General features: G+C 29.1%; 15 protein-coding genes and 1 other annotated feature. Of the genes, 3 read left to right on the top strand and 12 right to left on the bottom strand.

From position 1 onward, the window contains the following. Window positions 1-77: 77 nt before the first annotated feature. Window positions 78-301 (bottom strand) — a binding site (T-box leader). A gap of 116 nt (window positions 302-417) precedes the next feature. From phoU to SPD90_RS06615, 5 genes are all read right to left on the bottom strand, one after another. Beyond that, window positions 418-1,074 (bottom strand): phosphate signaling complex protein PhoU, encoded by a 657-nt coding sequence (gene phoU, locus SPD90_RS06635; RefSeq protein WP_320624821.1) that lies wholly within the window; start codon window positions 1,072-1,074, stop codon window positions 418-420. Window positions 1,075-1,276: 202 nt separating this feature from the next. Next, window positions 1,277-3,055, bottom strand: a complete 1,779-nt coding sequence (gene pepF / locus SPD90_RS06630) for an oligoendopeptidase F (protein ID WP_320624820.1) — start codon at window positions 3,053-3,055, stop codon at window positions 1,277-1,279. A gap of 94 nt (window positions 3,056-3,149) precedes the next feature. Continuing rightward, the gene (locus tag SPD90_RS06625) at window positions 3,150-3,773 is read right to left on the bottom strand and encodes an MgtC/SapB family protein (protein ID WP_320624828.1); all 624 of its coding nucleotides are present in this window, start codon (window positions 3,771-3,773) and stop codon (window positions 3,150-3,152) included. 110 nt (window positions 3,774-3,883) lie between these two features. After that, a complete protein-coding gene (locus tag SPD90_RS06620; RefSeq protein WP_216572026.1) occupies window positions 3,884-4,045 on the bottom strand; it encodes an aspartyl-phosphate phosphatase Spo0E family protein in 162 nt (53 codons plus the stop codon). Window positions 4,046-4,080: 35 nt separating this feature from the next. Then, a complete protein-coding gene (locus SPD90_RS06615) occupies window positions 4,081-4,602 on the bottom strand; it encodes a Gx transporter family protein (RefSeq protein ID WP_320624819.1) in 522 nt (173 codons plus the stop codon). A gap of 253 nt (window positions 4,603-4,855) precedes the next feature. Here SPD90_RS06615 and SPD90_RS06610 point away from each other — a divergent pair, with 253 nt between their 5' ends. Both SPD90_RS06610 and feoB read left to right on the top strand, forming a co-directional pair. Further along, window positions 4,856-5,074: a FeoA family protein gene (locus SPD90_RS06610; RefSeq protein ID WP_320624818.1), complete on the top strand. Its 219-nt coding sequence runs from the start codon at window positions 4,856-4,858 to the stop codon at window positions 5,072-5,074. Between the two features lie 13 nt (window positions 5,075-5,087). Further along, window positions 5,088-7,007, top strand: coding sequence for a ferrous iron transport protein B (feoB, locus tag SPD90_RS06605; protein ID WP_320924708.1), 1,920 nt, complete (start codon window positions 5,088-5,090; stop codon window positions 7,005-7,007). Between the two features lie 66 nt (window positions 7,008-7,073). Here the strand turns inward: feoB and SPD90_RS06600 are convergent, their stop codons facing one another. Both SPD90_RS06600 and htrA read right to left on the bottom strand, forming a co-directional pair. Further along, window positions 7,074-7,769 carry a PepSY domain-containing protein gene (locus SPD90_RS06600; RefSeq protein ID WP_320924707.1) on the bottom strand — a complete coding sequence of 232 codons (696 nt, stop codon included), beginning with the start codon at window positions 7,767-7,769 and terminating at the stop codon, window positions 7,074-7,076. Between the two features lie 191 nt (window positions 7,770-7,960). Next, on the bottom strand, window positions 7,961-9,049 hold the full coding sequence (htrA, locus tag SPD90_RS06595; RefSeq protein WP_442908893.1) for a serine protease HtrA: 1,089 nt from the start codon (window positions 9,047-9,049) through the stop codon (window positions 7,961-7,963). 233 nt (window positions 9,050-9,282) lie between these two features. Here htrA and SPD90_RS06590 point away from each other — a divergent pair, with 233 nt between their 5' ends. Beyond that, a complete protein-coding gene (locus SPD90_RS06590) occupies window positions 9,283-9,582 on the top strand; it encodes a hypothetical protein (RefSeq protein WP_320623944.1) in 300 nt (99 codons plus the stop codon). Between the two features lie 151 nt (window positions 9,583-9,733). On the opposite strand, the gene SPD90_RS06585 is transcribed toward SPD90_RS06590, so the two are convergent. From SPD90_RS06585 to SPD90_RS06565, 5 genes are all read right to left on the bottom strand, one after another. Then, on the bottom strand, window positions 9,734-11,080 hold the full coding sequence (locus tag SPD90_RS06585; RefSeq protein ID WP_320623943.1) for a glucose-6-phosphate isomerase: 1,347 nt from the start codon (window positions 11,078-11,080) through the stop codon (window positions 9,734-9,736). A gap of 333 nt (window positions 11,081-11,413) precedes the next feature. Continuing rightward, window positions 11,414-13,042: a Na/Pi cotransporter family protein gene (locus tag SPD90_RS06580; protein ID WP_320623942.1), complete on the bottom strand. Its 1,629-nt coding sequence runs from the start codon at window positions 13,040-13,042 to the stop codon at window positions 11,414-11,416. Between the two features lie 337 nt (window positions 13,043-13,379). Next, entirely contained in the window at window positions 13,380-14,978 is a 1,599-nt protein-coding gene (locus SPD90_RS06575) for an NAD(P)/FAD-dependent oxidoreductase (protein WP_320623941.1), read from the bottom strand. 77 nt (window positions 14,979-15,055) lie between these two features. Then, window positions 15,056-15,433, bottom strand: coding sequence for a hypothetical protein (locus SPD90_RS06570; RefSeq protein WP_320623940.1), 378 nt, complete (start codon window positions 15,431-15,433; stop codon window positions 15,056-15,058). 169 nt (window positions 15,434-15,602) lie between these two features. Then, window positions 15,603-17,186, bottom strand: a complete 1,584-nt coding sequence (locus SPD90_RS06565) for a YecA family protein (RefSeq protein ID WP_320623939.1) — start codon at window positions 17,184-17,186, stop codon at window positions 15,603-15,605. Window positions 17,187-17,443 lie beyond the last annotated feature (257 nt).

Below are 17,443 nucleotides of genomic sequence, written 5' to 3'. Positions count from 1 at the left end.
TCTCACTTTTCATTTAAATTTAATCATTATTTGAATTTTTTGAATATATTATGAAATAAAAAAGAGCTTTCCATCCATCTAAGGACGAAAAGCTCGCGTTACCACCTTAATTCTAAGATATACATAAAATACATCTTAGCTCTTAATAAATTTAACGATTCTAACCGTCTAAGCCTACTACTATTTCAGCTCAGCGACTCCAAAGCTACCTTCTGCAAATCCTATCTAAAAAAATCTTCCAGCATGTGATTTTTCTCTCTGTTAGCAGTATTTACATACTCCTCTTCTTCTCAGTCTTTACTTATATAATTATATGGATTAATTATTCTTTTATTATATATAATATACTTTATTTTTGTCAATCCATATTTTTTATTTAATTGATAAAAATTTTAATATGCAGATATCCAATATCGTCTACCCAATTTCTACCATAGTACCTTTTTTTGCATAAATTATTTTTTCACAGATATTTGTTATATGGTCTCCTATTCTCTCTAAATATCTTCCTACAAATAAAAGTCTAACTCCTTGGTTGATATTATTTTGTGGATCCTTGTGCATTACTCTTAGAGAATCTTTTCGAATTCTATAATATAATTCATCTAGTTCCTTGTCCTTTAGCGCAATTTGATACGCCATTTCATCGTCTTCTTCTAAAAAGGCTACCATTAAATCTTCAAGCATTTGTGTACACATTTCAGACATTTTTGGTATATCAATCAATTCCTTTATATGTTCATCATTTCCTATGGCAATAGTTTCCTTACATATATTAACTGCGTAATCTCCTATTCTCTCTAATTCAGTTGAAATATCAGACAAAACATATATATATCTTAAATCTTTAGTCATAGGATGCTTTGATGCCATTAATTCTACACTTCTGTCTCTTATGTACTCTCTAAGTAAATCTATATCATCATCGCTTTCAACAACCTTTTTTGCTTGTTCTAAATTTTTAGAAACCATGCTATCAACAGACAATGATACAGCTTCCTTACATCTTACAATCATGCCTGAAGTATATTCTTTTAAAGTCTTTATACTTAAACCTATATCTTCATTTGCCATAATATACCGACTCCTTTGCTTTTGGATTAAAACTTTCATTAAAAATAGATTTTTAATCCTTGACAAGTATTTTTAAATTGTAATAACAATCTATTAATATAATTATAACTTATAATTATATATTTTTGATATAAAAGTCGCATGTATGGAATAAAATTAACCTACTACATGCGACTTTTTATTTAAAAACAACGATATTCGATTATAATTCTTTTTCTAATTGGTCGACTAATTCTGCAAATACACTTAAAGCTTCATCAACTGATTCTTTTTTATGCATATCTACCCCTGCTGCTTTTAGTTGGTTTAATGGATAGTCAGAGCCTCCACTCTTTAGAAATTCCTTATATCTAGCAACTGCTGGCTCTCCTTCTTCAAGTATTTGTTTACTTAAAGCACTTGCAGCAGAAAATCCTGTTGCGTATTTGTATACGTAGAAATTAGTGTAGAAATGTGGAATTCTAGCCCATTCAAGCCCTATTTCTTCATCTACAACACAAGATTTACCGTAGTATTTTTCATTTAATTTGTAGTATATATCTGTAAATCCTTCTGCTGTCAATGGTTCTCCACCTTCTACTGTTTCGTGAACTATCTTCTCGAATTCAGCAAACATAGTCTGTCTGTATACTGTAGTTCTAAATTGTTCTAAGTAGTAGTTCAATAAGTAGATTTTTTCTTCTTTTGAGTCTGATTTTTTAAGTAAGTAGTTTATCAAAAGAAGTTCGTTTAATGTAGATGCAACCTCTGCTACGAATATTTTATATCCAGAATATAGGTAAGGCTGTGTTTTCTTAGAGTAATAGCTGTGCATAGAGTGACCTAATTCGTGTATTAATGTAAATAGAGAATTTAAGTCGTCGTGGTAATTCATAAGCACATATGATTTAGAATCATAGCATCCCCAAGAATACGCTCCTCCTTGCTTTCCATCGTTTTCATATACATCTATCCAGCCATTATCAAATGCCTCTTGTATATGAGATAAGTATTCTTCTCCCATTGGTTTTAATGCTTCTAGCACAATTTTTTTAGCTTCCTCATATGGTATTTTCATATCGAAATTTTCTGTTAGAGGAACGTATAAATCGTACATATGAATTTCATCTAAGCCTAAAAATTTCTTTTTAAGATCTACATATTTATCTAATGCTGGTATATTTTCACTTACTGATTTAATCAAGTTTTCATATACATCTACACTTATATTATCTGCAAATAGAGAGCCTTGTAGTGCACTTTCATATTTTCTAATTTTTGCGTAGAAAATTTCTGATTTTACACCACCGTAAAGAGTTGATGCAAAAGTATTTCTATATTGCTTATAAACAGAATACAATCCTTCAAAAGCATCTTTTCTAACTCTTCTATTCTTACTCTTTAAAAATAAAGAAAAATTGGCATGTGTTATTTTTACCTTGTTGCCCTCTTCATCTTCTATCTCAGGGAATTGCATATCTGCATATGACATCATATCATATACGTTTTCTGGTACAGAGCTTAAATCAGATGCTGCAGCTAATATTTCTTCTTCCTTTTCACTTAGAGTATGTGGTTTTTCTCTTAGTATTTCGTATATATATTTTTTGTAGAAAGATAATTTTTCATCCTTTAAAAACTCATTTAATTTAGCTTCATCTATATTTATTATTTCTGGAACCATATACGAAGTCGCCATAGATAATTCAGTAGATAGCATATCTATTTTTGTGGCTTTTCCTTGATTTGCATTTACTCTCGTATCCTCATGGCTTTTCATATGAGTATATACATATAGCTTTTCAAGTACTCTACCTGCTTCCTCTGAAGTATGTAATGCATCATATAAATTTTCCTTAGATTCTGATAGCTTACCTTTATAAGTGCCAACGTTTTCTATCAAGCTCTTAACCTTATCGATATCTTTATTCAAATCTGACTCTTCTGGATACATTTCGTCAATAGTCCATTTATATTGGCTTTCAATATTTTGTCTTTCCATTTTAAGTCTCCTTTCTGATTTTTCATAATTATACTTTAATTATAATGATATATGTTTCCCAAAAATTAAATTTTAAACACTGGTATTTATTATTTTAATCATAAAAATAAAAATCTAAAACTCCATTAACTTCCTTTATACGCCTCTCTAACTCCTCAACTATAATTCGTCTATCATAGCTAATACTGTATTTTGCTGTCCAAATTTGAGTTCCTTTGCTGTTAATATCAAAATTTCTTATAGCTATTTTACATTCCTTTAAAATCGCAAAGGTATCTTTGACAGCATCTAGATTTGATATCGTCAAGTACAATTTGCAGCTACGATTTTTAAAAAGTAGCCTATCAATTCTCTTCAACGACAACAACGTAATCATTTCTAATACCCATGCAGTAATCCCTAAAACATACTCTCCATATCCTATTGCTATTCCTATACAGGCAGTAGCCCAAATTCCTGCAGCAGTTGTAAGACCTCGTATTCCACTAGAATTTTTTAAAATTGCTCCAGCTCCTAAAAAACCTATTCCTGAAAGAACTTGTGCTGGAAGCCTAGCGGGATCCATAGTACTATAAGTGCTGTAATTATTAAATAATTGTAAAGCAGTAACTGATGTCACACAAGCGCCCAAGGCTACAAGTATATGAGTCCTAAAACCTGCAAATTGATGTGATTTTTCTCTTTCTAATCCTGTAAGACCACCTATAACTAGGCATATTAATAATCTTATTATAATTTCTTTTTCGCTGATAAAATCTCCCCCTCTTCCTATTTTATATACTAATATATATTATATAGTAATAAAGTAAATAACCCACGATTTGTGGGTTATTTACTCAAATATATATACTTATTTATTAAAATATCTATTTGCTTACTTGCTTCTGTTAATTCTTCTTCAAATATGTCTGGATATTGTATATATGTATTTATTTGTTCCCTTACTTCTTCAATTTCTTTTTTGATCATTTCTAATTCATTATTTTCCATATTATCACCACTAACACTTAAAATTTAAATTATCTTCATCGATTAATATCAATAAGAGAGCCTCCCACTTTTACCATCTTAGGATAACAAAACTTTGATACTAAACCTACAAAAAACCCCGTAGCCAATGATGTAACTAACATAAAAGGTAAATAAGTTACAACCAATAAATTTTCTACTATAACACTTGCAACTAACAGTTGACCCAAATTATGACCTATAGCCCCTATAATACTGACTCCTATTGTAGAGAATCCTTTAATTTTTGTAGCTAAATACATTAAAATTAAACTTAAATATGCACCCCCTATACTAAATAGTAAATAAGACATAGGACCAGTAAAAATAGATGATAAAATAACTCTAACTGTTACAATTATAAACGTTTCTTTTAATCCGAAAATTAGTAACGAAATTAAAGTTATTATATTAGTTAAACCTAATTTTGCTCCTGGAAAAAATACAATCAGTGGATTTGGTATATAAGTCTCTAATATATATAATATTAAACTATATCCAACCATTAGCCCTAAAAAAGTCATTTTTTTTGTCTTCATAGTATTCTATCTCCAAATTATACATTTATATAATAAAATATTTTTTTGTATACTATTATAATACAATATTTTTCGATAAATCTCCACTTTTTGGGCATTTTTGAAAAAATTTATAGAAAAAACTTAGATTAAAATTTATTATAAATTTTTTAACATAATTATATCATTAGGAAACTTGACTTTTTTCTAAAGAATTATTACTATATAAGTATAATAATAATTTGAAAATGAATTTCATTAGGAGGTATTAATGATGACTGTTTACGATTTAAAGGTTGGTCAAAAAGCGACTATTAATAATATAAATGGCGATATACGCTTAGCTAAAAGATTATTTGCATTAGGATGTATATATGGAACTGAAATAGCAGTAAAAAAGGTTGCTCCTTTTGGAGATCCTATAGTTATAAATTTTAGAGGATTAAACTTAGCACTTAGAAAAAACGATGCTAAGAATATCGGCGTTAGATAAAGAGGTGGTATCATTGATTAATGTAGCCTTATTTGGTAATCCCAACGTAGGAAAAACAACTGTATTTAATTTACTTACAGGATCAAATCAATACGTTGGAAACTGGCCAGGAGTTACTATTGAAAAAAAAGAAGGTTATCTACAAAAAGATATTAAAATTGTGGATTTACCTGGAATATATGCAATGGATACTTTCTCAAATGAAGAAAAGGTATCTAAATCCTTCTTAGAAAATGAAGATGTAGATGTAATATTAAATATAGTAGACGCATCTAATTTGTCTAGAAACCTATATTTAACTACTCAGCTTATGCAGTACAATAAGCCAATTATCTTACTGTTAAATATGCTTGACTTAGCAGAGGTAAAGGGAATTAAAATCGACTACGATAAGCTTGCTGATGAACTCGGCGTAAAAATAGTTCCTATTATAGCTAAGAAAAAAAGTGGAACTGAAAATCTAGAAGAAATTATAAGAAGCTCTGTCCATGAAAAAACTTCTTATATAGAGGATTTCGGAACAGAAAGCGAAACTTATGAAAAAATAGATGCAATTTTAGAAAAATGTACTATACACGACACTAAAGATAAAAAATCCATAACAGATAGAATAGATGATTTTGTTTTAAATCCAATTTTAGCTTACCCAATATTTGTAGGAATATTACTTTTATTATTTAAATTTACTTTCGATTGGGTAGGAGGTCCTCTACAAGATTTAGCTACTACGCTTATAGAAAATTACATCATAACACCTGTAGATGGACTTTTAGTAAATTCTAGTGCATGGTTTAGATCATTAATAGTAGATGGTATACTGGGATCTCTAGGTGGTACACTACCATTTTTCCCATTAATCTTTGTTTTATTCTTAGGAATTTCACTATTTGAAGACAGTGGATATATGTCTAGAGCAGCATTTCTTATGGATAAAATAATGAGTAAGGTTGGTCTATCTGGTAAAGCATTTATACCAATGGTTATGGGTATAGGATGTGCATCTCCAGCTATAATGGCAACTAGAACCTTAGAAAGTGAAAAGGATAGAAAAATAACTGCATTGATTTCTCCACTTATGACTTGTGGAGCTAAATTACCGATTTATGCATTATTTATAGGCATATTTTTCGATAAACACGCAGCCATAGTCACTACATCTTTATATATATTAGGAATTGTAGTAGCTATATTTGTAGCTTTAATTTTAAATAAAACTATTTACAAAACAGAATTAGAACCATTTGTATTGGAGCTTCCTGAGTACAGAGTTCCAACATTGAGCGCACTTTTAAAAAATGCTTGGAATAAATCAAAGGGCTTTTTAATCAAGGTTGTAACTGTAATGTTCTATATGTCAGTTGCTATATGGGCATTATCTTCATTTAACCTAGCAGGATTTACAGAAAATATAAACGAGAGCTTCCTATCTTATTTAGGAAAGGTACTTGCTCCTATATTTGCTCCATTAGGATTCGACGATTGGAGAATATCAGTTGCACTGATAACTGGTCTTGGAGCTAAAGAGGTTGTCGTAAATACACTTTTAATTTTATTCGGCGATTTATCTACTGGACTTACTAGCGTATTTACTGTTATAACTGCTTATACTTTTTTAATTTTCTGTGCTCTATATACTCCATGTATAGCGACTTTAGCAACTATGAGAAAAGAATACGGAAATAAAATGATGTTCGCTTCTCTATTCTATCAATTTGGATTAGCGTGGATCGTCGGATTCTCCTTTAACTTAGTTGGATCTTTAGTTGTATTTGGTCAAACAAATGTATCAATAGCACAATTCATTGCTTTCTTAATTGTAATTATTGCTACTGTAGTTTTATTAAATTACTATTCTAGAAATAATAAATTGAATTCAAGTCACCATTGTGATTGTTCTTCTTGTACATCAAAATGTAGCAATCATTCAAAATAAGCTGGAATTAAAAATTCCAGCTTTTATTTTGTTCAAATATTGTTATATTAAACCTTATTTATTAAATTAATCATCATCTCTATCGTCGTCATCATCATCGTCGTATCTATCATCATCATAATCGTCATCGTCGTAATCTCTATCGTCATCATATCTGTCATCATCATAATCTTTTTCAAACTCTATAACAGCACCTGTTGTTGCATCTAAAACTATATCGTATTCGATATTATTTCCAACTAATTCTCCTTCATATTCTGCTCTACCATCATCCATATCAAATTCGAAGTCTACTAATGTTGCTCCTGAAGCCTTATTCTTCATTATTTTTTTAGCTTCTTCTCTGCTTATGTAATTTTCTTTAGCTTCAGTTGTGTTTTCGTCTTTATTGCTTTCTTTACTTATAGTTTGATCTTCTAATTTATCTTCTTCGTCGTATACTTCTTTTTCAAGAGATAATATTTTACCTGTATTAGCATCTACGTCGATATCATATTCCATATTATCTTTTACTAATGTTGCATCATATTGTAATATTCCATCGTCTTTTTCAAGCTTAAATTTTATTATCTCTGCCCCTGGAACTTTCTTTGCTATTAACTCTTTTGCTTCTGCTTCTGTTATAGTGGCTTGCTGTTGTGTTGTAGTATTAGTTGCCGCTTTATTTTGAGCATTTGCCGATATTTGAGATACTCCTACTATAGATATTCCTGCTATCATTATTGCTCCTAAACCGATTGCTATATTTCTCTTTATTTTCATATTATTGTCCTCCTAAATTTTTATATTTTTTGTTTTATTTTCTTTTACTATTAAATACATACTCAATATAAAATTTAGGTACTTTTTTTAAAAATAAAAAATATTTTTCTAAAAAACAACTAAATAAAGGAGCTACACACTATTTTAGTATGATAGCCCCTAATTTATCTAATAATCACTAATTAAATTTTTTAGAAAGTAACATCTAATGTAATTTCTTTACCATTTCTATTTACAGTTATTTTAGCCTTGTCTCCAGTAGTATAATTATATAATTGTTTTGTTAAATCTGACATTACTGATAAATCTACATCATCTATCTTAGTTATTATATCTCCAGATTTTATTCCAGCTTTTTCTGCTGCTGATCCTGATACTACTTCTGAAACATATACTCCTGTTTCAGAACTCAATTGTTGGTTTGTATATTGGGCATATGTTTGTGCATCTGTACCCTTAATTCCTAATGTTACTTTTTCATAACTACCCTTTTCTATTATTGATTCTATTATTGGTTTTGCAGTATTTATAGGTATTGCAAATCCTAAACCTTCACCTTCTGAAGCCTTTGCAGTGTTTATACCAATTACTTGACCACTTTCATTTAATAATGGCCCACCACTATTACCAGAATTTATACTTGCATCTGTTTGGATAAGACCAGTCATAGTAGTTTCTTCAGTTGATATAGTTCTATCTAATCCACTTATTATACCTTGTGTAACTGTTCTCGCTAAATCTAGTCCATATGGATTTCCTATAGCTATTGATATATCACCTATAGATACCTTATCACTATCTCCAAGCTCTGCAGCTGTAAGACCTGTTTTTTCCACTTTAACTATAGCCAAGTCAAGCTGTGAATCATACCAAGCTACATTACCATCTATTGTACTTCCATCGCTAAATAATACATTTACTGTCCTAGCTTGACCATCAGATATAACATGTGAATTTGTAAGTATATATCCATTTGAATCAACTATTATTCCTGTACCTACACCAGTTGATTCTGTAGGCATAGAGAAAAAGTTGTCACTGCTCACTGTAGTTGTTGTTATACCTACAACTGAAGGCAATGCTTTTTTGCTTACTGCTTGATATACATTCGTTGTCTTTCCATCGTCGTTGACTACTATCTGTGAACTCGTTCCTTGACTACTTGTTCCATTTAAAATACCTGTTTTATTGACTACCACAACTGTTAATAGTGAACTTAAAACGGAACAAACAATTGCCACTATTATAACTAAACTTATACTTTTTTTCTTTGACATAATAATCCTCCTATATCTACAATATTTATTTGCTCAAATAGTTTACATATTAAAAAATTAAATATTTTAAAATACTTTTCCTTTTTTCTATGATTTTATTATATTATCTCAATCTTAATTTAAACTTAATCTATAAAAATATCATTAAAATAATATGAACTTTTTTTCAAGGATATATCAAAATTTACAACAAAATAGTATATTATTTAAATAATAGTTTCTAGGAGGTATTTTTTATGGAAATAAGACAAGCAAAAATAAGTGAATTAAACGATGTAATGCAATTTTACTACGATATAACAGATGATATGAAGGACTCTGAATTTGAACCTGGATGGGAGAAAGATGTGTATCCAACAAGAGAAGCTGTACAAAACGCCATCCAAAACGATGAATTATTCATAGCTGTAATAGATGAATCAGTTGTTGCATCTATGATTTTGAACCATGAATGTACAGATGGATATGAAACTGCATCTTGGAATATAAGTGCAACACGAGAAGATCTATGGGATTTAAATATATACAGACTTTGAAGCTATTCTATGAAGATACTGGTTTAACTGATTTTCTTTTATATGAATTAGTTTTGTAAATTTAAAATTTAAAAAATCCAAATAAAATGATTGCACTCATTCTATTTGGATTTTTATTTCAATATTTATAATTAATCTAATCTATATAATCTTATAATCTTTTTTCTAATTCTTCTTTTTCTTTTTCATAACCTGGTTTTCCAAGTAAAGCGAACATGTTTTTCTTGTAAGCTTCAACACCTGGTTGGTTGAATGGATTAACACCTAGTAAATATCCACTTAAACCGCAAGCTTTCATGAAGAAGTAAGCCATGTAACCGAAGTTATATATGTCTAATTTTTCTATGTTTATTATCATGTTTGGTACTTGACCATCGTTATGAGCTAATACAGTACCTTGTAAAGCTTTGTGGTTTACATAGTTTAGACCTTTTCCAGCTAAGTAGTTTAATCCGTCTAAGTTAGCTTCATCTGATTCTATAACTACATCTTTTCTTGCTTTTTCTACGTTTATTACTGTTTCGAATAATATTCTCTTACCATCTTGAACATATTGTCCCATAGAGTGTAAGTCAGTTGAGAAATCTACTGATGCTGGGAATATACCTTTTTGGTCTTTTCCTTCACTTTCTCCGTATAATTGTTTCCACCATTCACTTACATAGTGTAATGTTGGTTCGTAGTTTACTAATAATTCTATATCTTTACCTTTTCTATGTAATAAGTTTCTTATTACTGCATATTGGTATGCATAGTTGTCATCTATAACATCTGTAGAGAAATCAGCTCTAGCGTCTGCCATACCTTTCATCATTTCATCTATATCAAGTCCTGCTGCAGCTATTGGAAGTAAACCAACTGGTGACATTACTGAGAATCTTCCTCCGATGTCATCTGGTATAACAAAAGTTTCATATCCTTGTTCATTTGCTAATTGTCTAAGAGCTCCTCTTTTAGCATCAGTTGTTGCATATATTCTCTTAGCTGCTTCTTCTTTTCCATATTTCTTTTCTAATATATCTTTGAAGATTCTGAATGCTATAGCAGGTTCTGTAGTAGTTCCTGATTTAGATATTACGTTTACTGAAACATCTTTTCCTTCTATTAATTCTATTAAATCAGCTAAGTAAGAAGAACTTATACTGTTTCCTACAAAGTAAACTTCTGGAGCTTTTCTATCTTCTTTTGATAAGCTATTTCTGAAAGTATGTGAACACATTTCGATAGCAGCTCTTGATCCTAAGTAAGATCCACCTATACCTATTACTAATAATACATCTGAGTCAGATTTGATTTTTTCTGCAGCTTTTTTTATTCTGTCAAATTCTTCTTTGTTGTAATCAACTGGCCAGTCTATCCATCCTAAGAAGTCATTTCCTAATCCAGTTTTTTCGTGAAGTGCTTTGTGAGCAACTGTTACATATGGTTGCATTGCGTCTATTTCTGATTTGTCTAAAAATCCTAATGCTTTACTATAGTCTAAATTTAATTTAGTCATGTTAATCCCTCTCTTTTTTAAAGTTATTTGTTATTTATAATATATTTTTTATCTCTTTAAACATCTAAATTATAACATATTTTTATTGTATACAAAATATCAAAAATATATATTTTTTGGCTTTTTTTCCTTTTTTTGACTGTAAAATTATCTATGTTTTTATGAAAACGCTATCATTTGATGATTTGTAATTACAATCGATATTTTAAATTCGTTTTTGATACAAACAATCTAAAAAAGTCTTCGTATTATTTCTTTTGTCATTTTAAGTATTTTTACAAAATAAAAGAGGTGCTTTTATACACCCCTTTTATTATTATATTCATAATTTAATTATTTATCGCCTATTTTTTGTTGAATAACTTTTTCAGCTATGTTGGCTGCATGGTCTGAAATTCTCTCTAAGTTAGTTAAAATTTCTAAGTAAATTACACCATTATCTATACTACAAAGATTGTTGTTTAATCTTCTCATGTGATTTACTCTACATGATTCTTCCATTATATCTACTTGTTCTTCTATTTTTATAACTTTACAAGCTAAGTTAACATCAGATGTAGCCATCGCTTCTAGAGCATATGTGTATGCAGATATAACCTTGTTGTACATATCACTTATTTCACTTTGACCTTGTTCAGAGAAAACAACTTGACCATCTATAGCTGATTGTGCTATTTCAGCTAAGTTTTCAGCGTGGTCACCTATTCTTTCTATATCATTTACTGTATTAAATAAATCATCGACAGTTTCACGGTCTGCATCACTTAAAGAAGCCTTAGATAGTTTTAAAAGATAATTTAATATTGTTTTTTGTAATTGATTTATTATCTGTTCTAATTTTAAAGTATTTTCAATTCCTTCAGTAGAAACCTCTAATATACCTTCCATAGCGCTATCTACACTATCTCTAGCCTTTTCACCCATTCTAGATACTTCCTTGATGATACTAGCTAAAGCAATTGGTGGAGTTTGAATCATTCTGTCGTCTATGTATTTTATTACTCTAGTTTCATCTTCGTCCACTCCATCTTTACTATCTGGAACTATCTTCATAGCTAATTTAACTATTAATTTATTACATGGTAATAATAACAATGTTGAAACTACGTTAAATATAGTATGTACATTTGCTATTTGTCTTGCAACATTACCTGGATCCATTGCTACTACTAATTTTACAACTATGTTATTTAATAAAATTAAGAATATAATTGTTCCTAAAATATTAAATATTAAATGCACTGTAGCCGCTCTTTTAGCATTTTTATTTGCACCAATACTTGATATCAATGAAGTTACGCAAGTACCTATATTTTGTCCATATAATATTGGTAATGCTGATGCAAGTGGAACTAATCCTTGTGATGCTAATACGACAAGCATACCCATTGCAGCTGATGAACTTTGGATTATAGCTGTTATCCCAAATCCTAATAAAAGCCCTAATATTGGATATTTTCCAAATGTAGTTAATAAATCTGTAAAGCCTTTATATTCTGCTAATGGATTTACTGCTGATTTCATTGCTTCCATACCTGTAAATAATAGACCAAATCCTATAAATACTTCTCCAACTTGCTTGTATTTTTCATTATTTCCAAATAAGTATAATAAAATACCTATTCCTAAAGCAAGTGGTGCCATACCAGTTAAATCAAATGATACGATTTGGGCTGTTACAGTTGTACCTATGTTAGCACCCATGATTACTCCAACTGCTTGTGGAAGACCCATAAGACCTGCATTAACAAACCCTACAACCATTACAGTAGTAGCACTAGAACTTTGAATAACTGCTGTTACTGCTGCTCCAAGAAGTACTCCCATAAAGATGTTTTTTGTTAATAGCTCGATAATTTTTTTCATTCTAGATCCAGCTACTTTTTCTAGAGATTCACCCATAAGATTCATCCCATATAAAAATAAACCTAGACCACCTAAAAGACTTATAACTATTTGCACTTTTTTCCTGCTACTCAAAATATACCCAATTATATCCATAATAAGTTTTCGATTATTATTTTTATATTTTAAAACTTAATTTTTCATATTTTTATGAGTAGCTTCTCCTTTCTTATTATTTTTATTTATATTTTTTTAACTTTCATATTTTCTTGAAAGCTTTTTTGCTTCCTATTCGATTTTTCCTAAATATTTAATAGTTAGGTATTTAAGTACAATTTTATTTTATAATGTTGTGAGTACAAACATCAATACTTTTTTTACTGTTTGTAATATATTACCAAAATTATTACTATTATTTTTCCAAATATTTAATTTCTAATGCAATTTTTATCATTTATTTTAATTGTAAATACTGTTCAATTATTTTTTCGGCACATTTAATACCATCTACAGCTGCAGTTACTATTCCACCTGCATAACCTGCGCCTTCACCACATGGATATAATTTCTCTACATTTACAGATTCTAGAGTTTCCTCATCTCTGACAATTCTTATAGGTGCCGATGATCTAGTTTCCACACCTGTTAAAACTGCATCGTACATAGAAAATCCGTTTAATTTTTTGTCTAATTTAGGTAAGGCTTCCATCATAGTTTCACATACAAATTCGGGTAAACAATCTTTTAAATTGGCAAATGTATATCCTGGCTTGTAAGAAGGCTCTACTGTTCCTAACTCTGTAGATACTCTATCTTGTAAAAAATCTCCTACTAGTTGGACCGGAGCATTGTAATTTCTACCGCCAAGCTCGTAAGCTAATTTTTCGTATTTTCTTTGGAACTCTACCCCTGCTAGTGGATGATCACTTCCGAAATCAGAAGGCTTTACATTTACTAAAAATGCGCTATTTGCGTTTTTCTTGTCTCTAGCATGCTCACTCATACCATTAGTCACAACTTCGCCTTCTTCAGATGCTGAGGCTATTACAGTGCCTCCTGGACACATGCAAAACGTATATGCTGTTCTTCCATTAGATGTATGTTCTATTAGCTTGTAGTCTGCTGCACCTAGTCTTTTGTGATTATAAAATTCTTTGTATTGTGATTTATTAATAAGAGTCTGAGGATGCTCTATTCTAGCGCCTATAGCAAATGGTTTTTGAATTATTTTTACACCTTTTTCATAAAGCATTTCATACGTATCCCTCGCACTATGTCCGATAGCAAGTATAACTACATTAGTATCTATTGTCTCTTTGTCATTTACGACTACAGATTTTATTTTTGAATTTTCTACGTTGATTTGAGTCACCTTTGCATCAAATTTTACGCTTCCTCCAAGTCTTATTATTTCTTCTCTTATATTTTTTACCACATTTTTTAGTATATCTGTGCCTACATGCGGTTTGTTAGAATATAAAATTTCGTCTGGAGCACCAAAATTTACAAATTCTTCCAAAACCTTTCTGCATCTAATATCCTTTATTCTAGTAGTAAGCTTTCCATCAGAAAAAGTTCCTGCTCCACCTTCTCCAAATTGAACATTGGAATTGCTTTTAAATTTTCTGTCAGTCCAAAAATTATTTATATCATTTGTTCTGTTATCTACATCTAGTCCTCTTTCAAGCATTATCGGCATATAACCTCTTTGAGCTAAGACTAGAGATGCAAATAATCCAGCTGGCCCACTTCCGATTACTACAGGTCTATGTTCTAATTTTTGCTCTCCTGAAGCCACTCCGATGTATTCTCTTTGTTTTATCTCTACGACATCTTTTAATTTTTTCTTTAAAAGCTTGCTTTCGTTATTTACAACTATATCTACTGTATATACGAAATCTATCTTTCCTCTTTTTCTCGCGTCTATTGATTCTTTGTATATATAATATTTTACTAATTCTTTTTCCTTTATTTTTAATTTTTTTATTAAAGTGCTTTTTATCTTAGATTTGTCATCATCTATACTTAATTTGATATTCGACACCCTCAGCATAAAGATTTCCTCCTAAATTAATTCTTTTAATCACCAGTCAAAAATATAGCGAACTCTTAGAGTTCGCCTTTTATTTACTAATGTTTTTCACTTATAAGTCCTCTTATCACTTTCATGTTGTTAAATACTTTTTCTAAGAAGTTTTCAACTTCTTCGTTGTCTAAAAGAGTTATCTCTAATTCATCGCTATCTGATATATTTTTTGATTCACAGTATGATTTTGCTATATTTATTAACTCTTCTTTGCTTTCTGAAGATAAGTTGTATTCCTTAAAGTCAATTATTATATATTGTTTTATTTTTTCTTTGTTATTTTCATTATAACCAATTTCTATATGATATATAACTCCAAATAAATTAGATGGATCTTCTTCTCCTTTATATATTGGTACTGCAGGATTTGATCTTATAAAATTAGTTGCTACTGCAATAGGATTTCCTAAAGTAAAACTCATAAATCTACCTCTTTCTCTATAATATACTTCTTATTTTAATATTTTATCATTTTTTTATTATATTAAAAGGCTTTTGACTAAATTTTATTATTTTATTTTAAAACAAAAAGCCCCCTATAAAGTAGTATTTCCAATTTTAACTACTTTTATAGGGGAGTATGGGAGAATTTTAACAAATCAGCAATTCTTTATATCTTTTACCCAAAGTTCTGATACTTATATTGTATTTTTTGGATATTTGTTCTTGTGTTACAGTTTCATCTATACTCTTTTTGACATAGTACTCAATAGCGGCTGCCCAACCATTTTCACTACCCTTATAATCTTTATAAGTCCTTTTAAATCTTTCCCATGCCGATATGCATTTTTCTTTGTATTCGCTCTCTACTTTGGAAATTAATGTATCGTATACCTTACAGTGTTCTTTGCTTATTTGGTCGATATTCATTTTCGCAACGAGAGTATTTTCTATTTTTGATTCAATTTGTCCTACTTTTGAAATTGAGATATTTTCTATTTTTGATTCGATTTGTTCAGCCTTGTATGTTGGTATGTTTTCTATTTTATTCGATAGTTTAGAATTTATATTTTTTATATTATTGTTTTTATTAGACGACTTTTTTTGTTTTATATCCTGTTTTTGTTTTCGCTCTTGTATTTGTTTAGTTATCTTTAATCTTTGTTTTAATTTTTCCTCTAATCTTTTACTTACTCGTTTTTTTGCACCTACATTTTTTGATGCTTTAGCTTTTCTAGCCATTACTTGTTTTCTCTGTTTATTCTCTTTTAAATTATTGTCTTGCTTTTCTATAATATTATTTTTTTGAGGTATATCTTGTACTACCTCTGTTATATTTTGCATCTCTATAACTTTTTCTTTATCTGTTTTTTCTCCTATATCCTTATCAGCTTGCTTTAAAATTATTTTTTCTTCAATTTGTTTAACCATCGGTTTATTGAATACTTCTATAATTTCCTTATCCGCATCTTCTACAATTACATCTTGTATTTCCTGTTTTTCTTTATTCATTGCAATATCGCATGCAATTTCCTTTACTTCTTCTTTGTAGAGATCTATTATATTTTTATACATAAATTTAATATTATTTATTAAACATTGCTTCTTAGTTTTTACCTTCTTTTTAGTTTCTCTATACCTATCTTCTATACGCTGTTTAATTTTATCCTTTGTATTTTCATCTATCTTACTTGTCTTATCTAAGAAAATTTTCGTATTGTCTATAGACACAATTCTCGCCAGTATGTAATCACCCACATCAAAAGCACTAAATAATTCAATATCCTCGACATATACATTCTGATCTAATAGAATATCTTTTATCAAAATTTTATTAATATCCTTTTCCTTTACTTGATATATACTCATATATGAATTTAGAGTATTTTCAACTATTGATATATCATTTTTATTTAAAATATTTTTATTTCTATTAAAATAATCCATCATTATACTAGTTTGTTTATTATATTTATAATTTGTTAAATAATATACGTTCGTTATATTTTCTAATACGTAATTATTAATGCAAAATTCTATTTCAAATTTATTTTTATAATCCTTGTATTCCTCTCTATTAGAAAATTCTATTACTTTTTGAATTACTCCTTCAAATTTTTTTCTTCCATTTATTATTCTATTTTTAGCAATTTCCTTAGCTTCATCTTTTACTAAACAGCACTTTTTATATTTTTTTCCACTTCCACATGGACAAAGATCATTTCTTCCTACCAAATTAAATCCCCCTTTTCTTTTCTATAATTAAATAAATTTTCTATAAAAATGAACTGTTTTCCTTTTAGATTTTCGTATAATTGTACTACATTTTCTTTTATATATTTTCAATTATATACATATATCAATTTATTATTTTATTAATCGACTTTAAATACCATTGTACAATTTACTTTTTCACTCTTACCATTTTTTCCTTTGTAATTTTCTATTTTTATAGCATCTATAGAATTCTCTAAATTTAAGTCCTTTAGTTT

Source organism: Intestinibacter sp. (assembly GCF_034113885.1).
GTDB lineage: Bacteria > Bacillota > Clostridia > Peptostreptococcales > Peptostreptococcaceae > Intestinibacter.
The sequence above is the reverse complement of the archived record's forward strand: the minus strand, read 5'-3'. Positions and strand labels throughout refer to the sequence as shown.

Bases quoted from the DNA above. Each gene is read 5' to 3' on its own strand.
- phoU (WP_320624821.1), bottom strand. From the start codon at position 1,074: ATGGCAAATGAAGATATAGGTTTAAGTATAAAGACTTTAAAAGAATAT.
- SPD90_RS06600 (WP_320924707.1), bottom strand. From the start codon at position 7,769: ATGAAAATAAAGAGAAATATAGCAATCGGTTTAGGAGCAATAATGATA.
- SPD90_RS06620 (WP_216572026.1), bottom strand. From the start codon at position 4,045: ATGGAAAATAATGAATTAGAAATGATCAAAAAAGAAATTGAAGAAGTA.
- SPD90_RS06610 (WP_320624818.1), top strand. From the start codon at position 4,856: ATGACTGTTTACGATTTAAAGGTTGGTCAAAAAGCGACTATTAATAAT.
- SPD90_RS06585 (WP_320623943.1), bottom strand. From the start codon at position 11,080: ATGACTAAATTAAATTTAGACTATAGTAAAGCATTAGGATTTTTAGAC.
- SPD90_RS06590 (WP_320623944.1), top strand. From the start codon at position 9,283: ATGGAAATAAGACAAGCAAAAATAAGTGAATTAAACGATGTAATGCAA.
- pepF (WP_320624820.1), bottom strand. From the start codon at position 3,055: ATGGAAAGACAAAATATTGAAAGCCAATATAAATGGACTATTGACGAA.
- SPD90_RS06615 (WP_320624819.1), bottom strand. From the start codon at position 4,602: ATGAAGACAAAAAAAATGACTTTTTTAGGGCTAATGGTTGGATATAGT.
- SPD90_RS06570 (WP_320623940.1), bottom strand. From the start codon at position 15,433: ATGAGTTTTACTTTAGGAAATCCTATTGCAGTAGCAACTAATTTTATA.
- SPD90_RS06575 (WP_320623941.1), bottom strand. From the start codon at position 14,978: ATGCTGAGGGTGTCGAATATCAAATTAAGTATAGATGATGACAAATCT.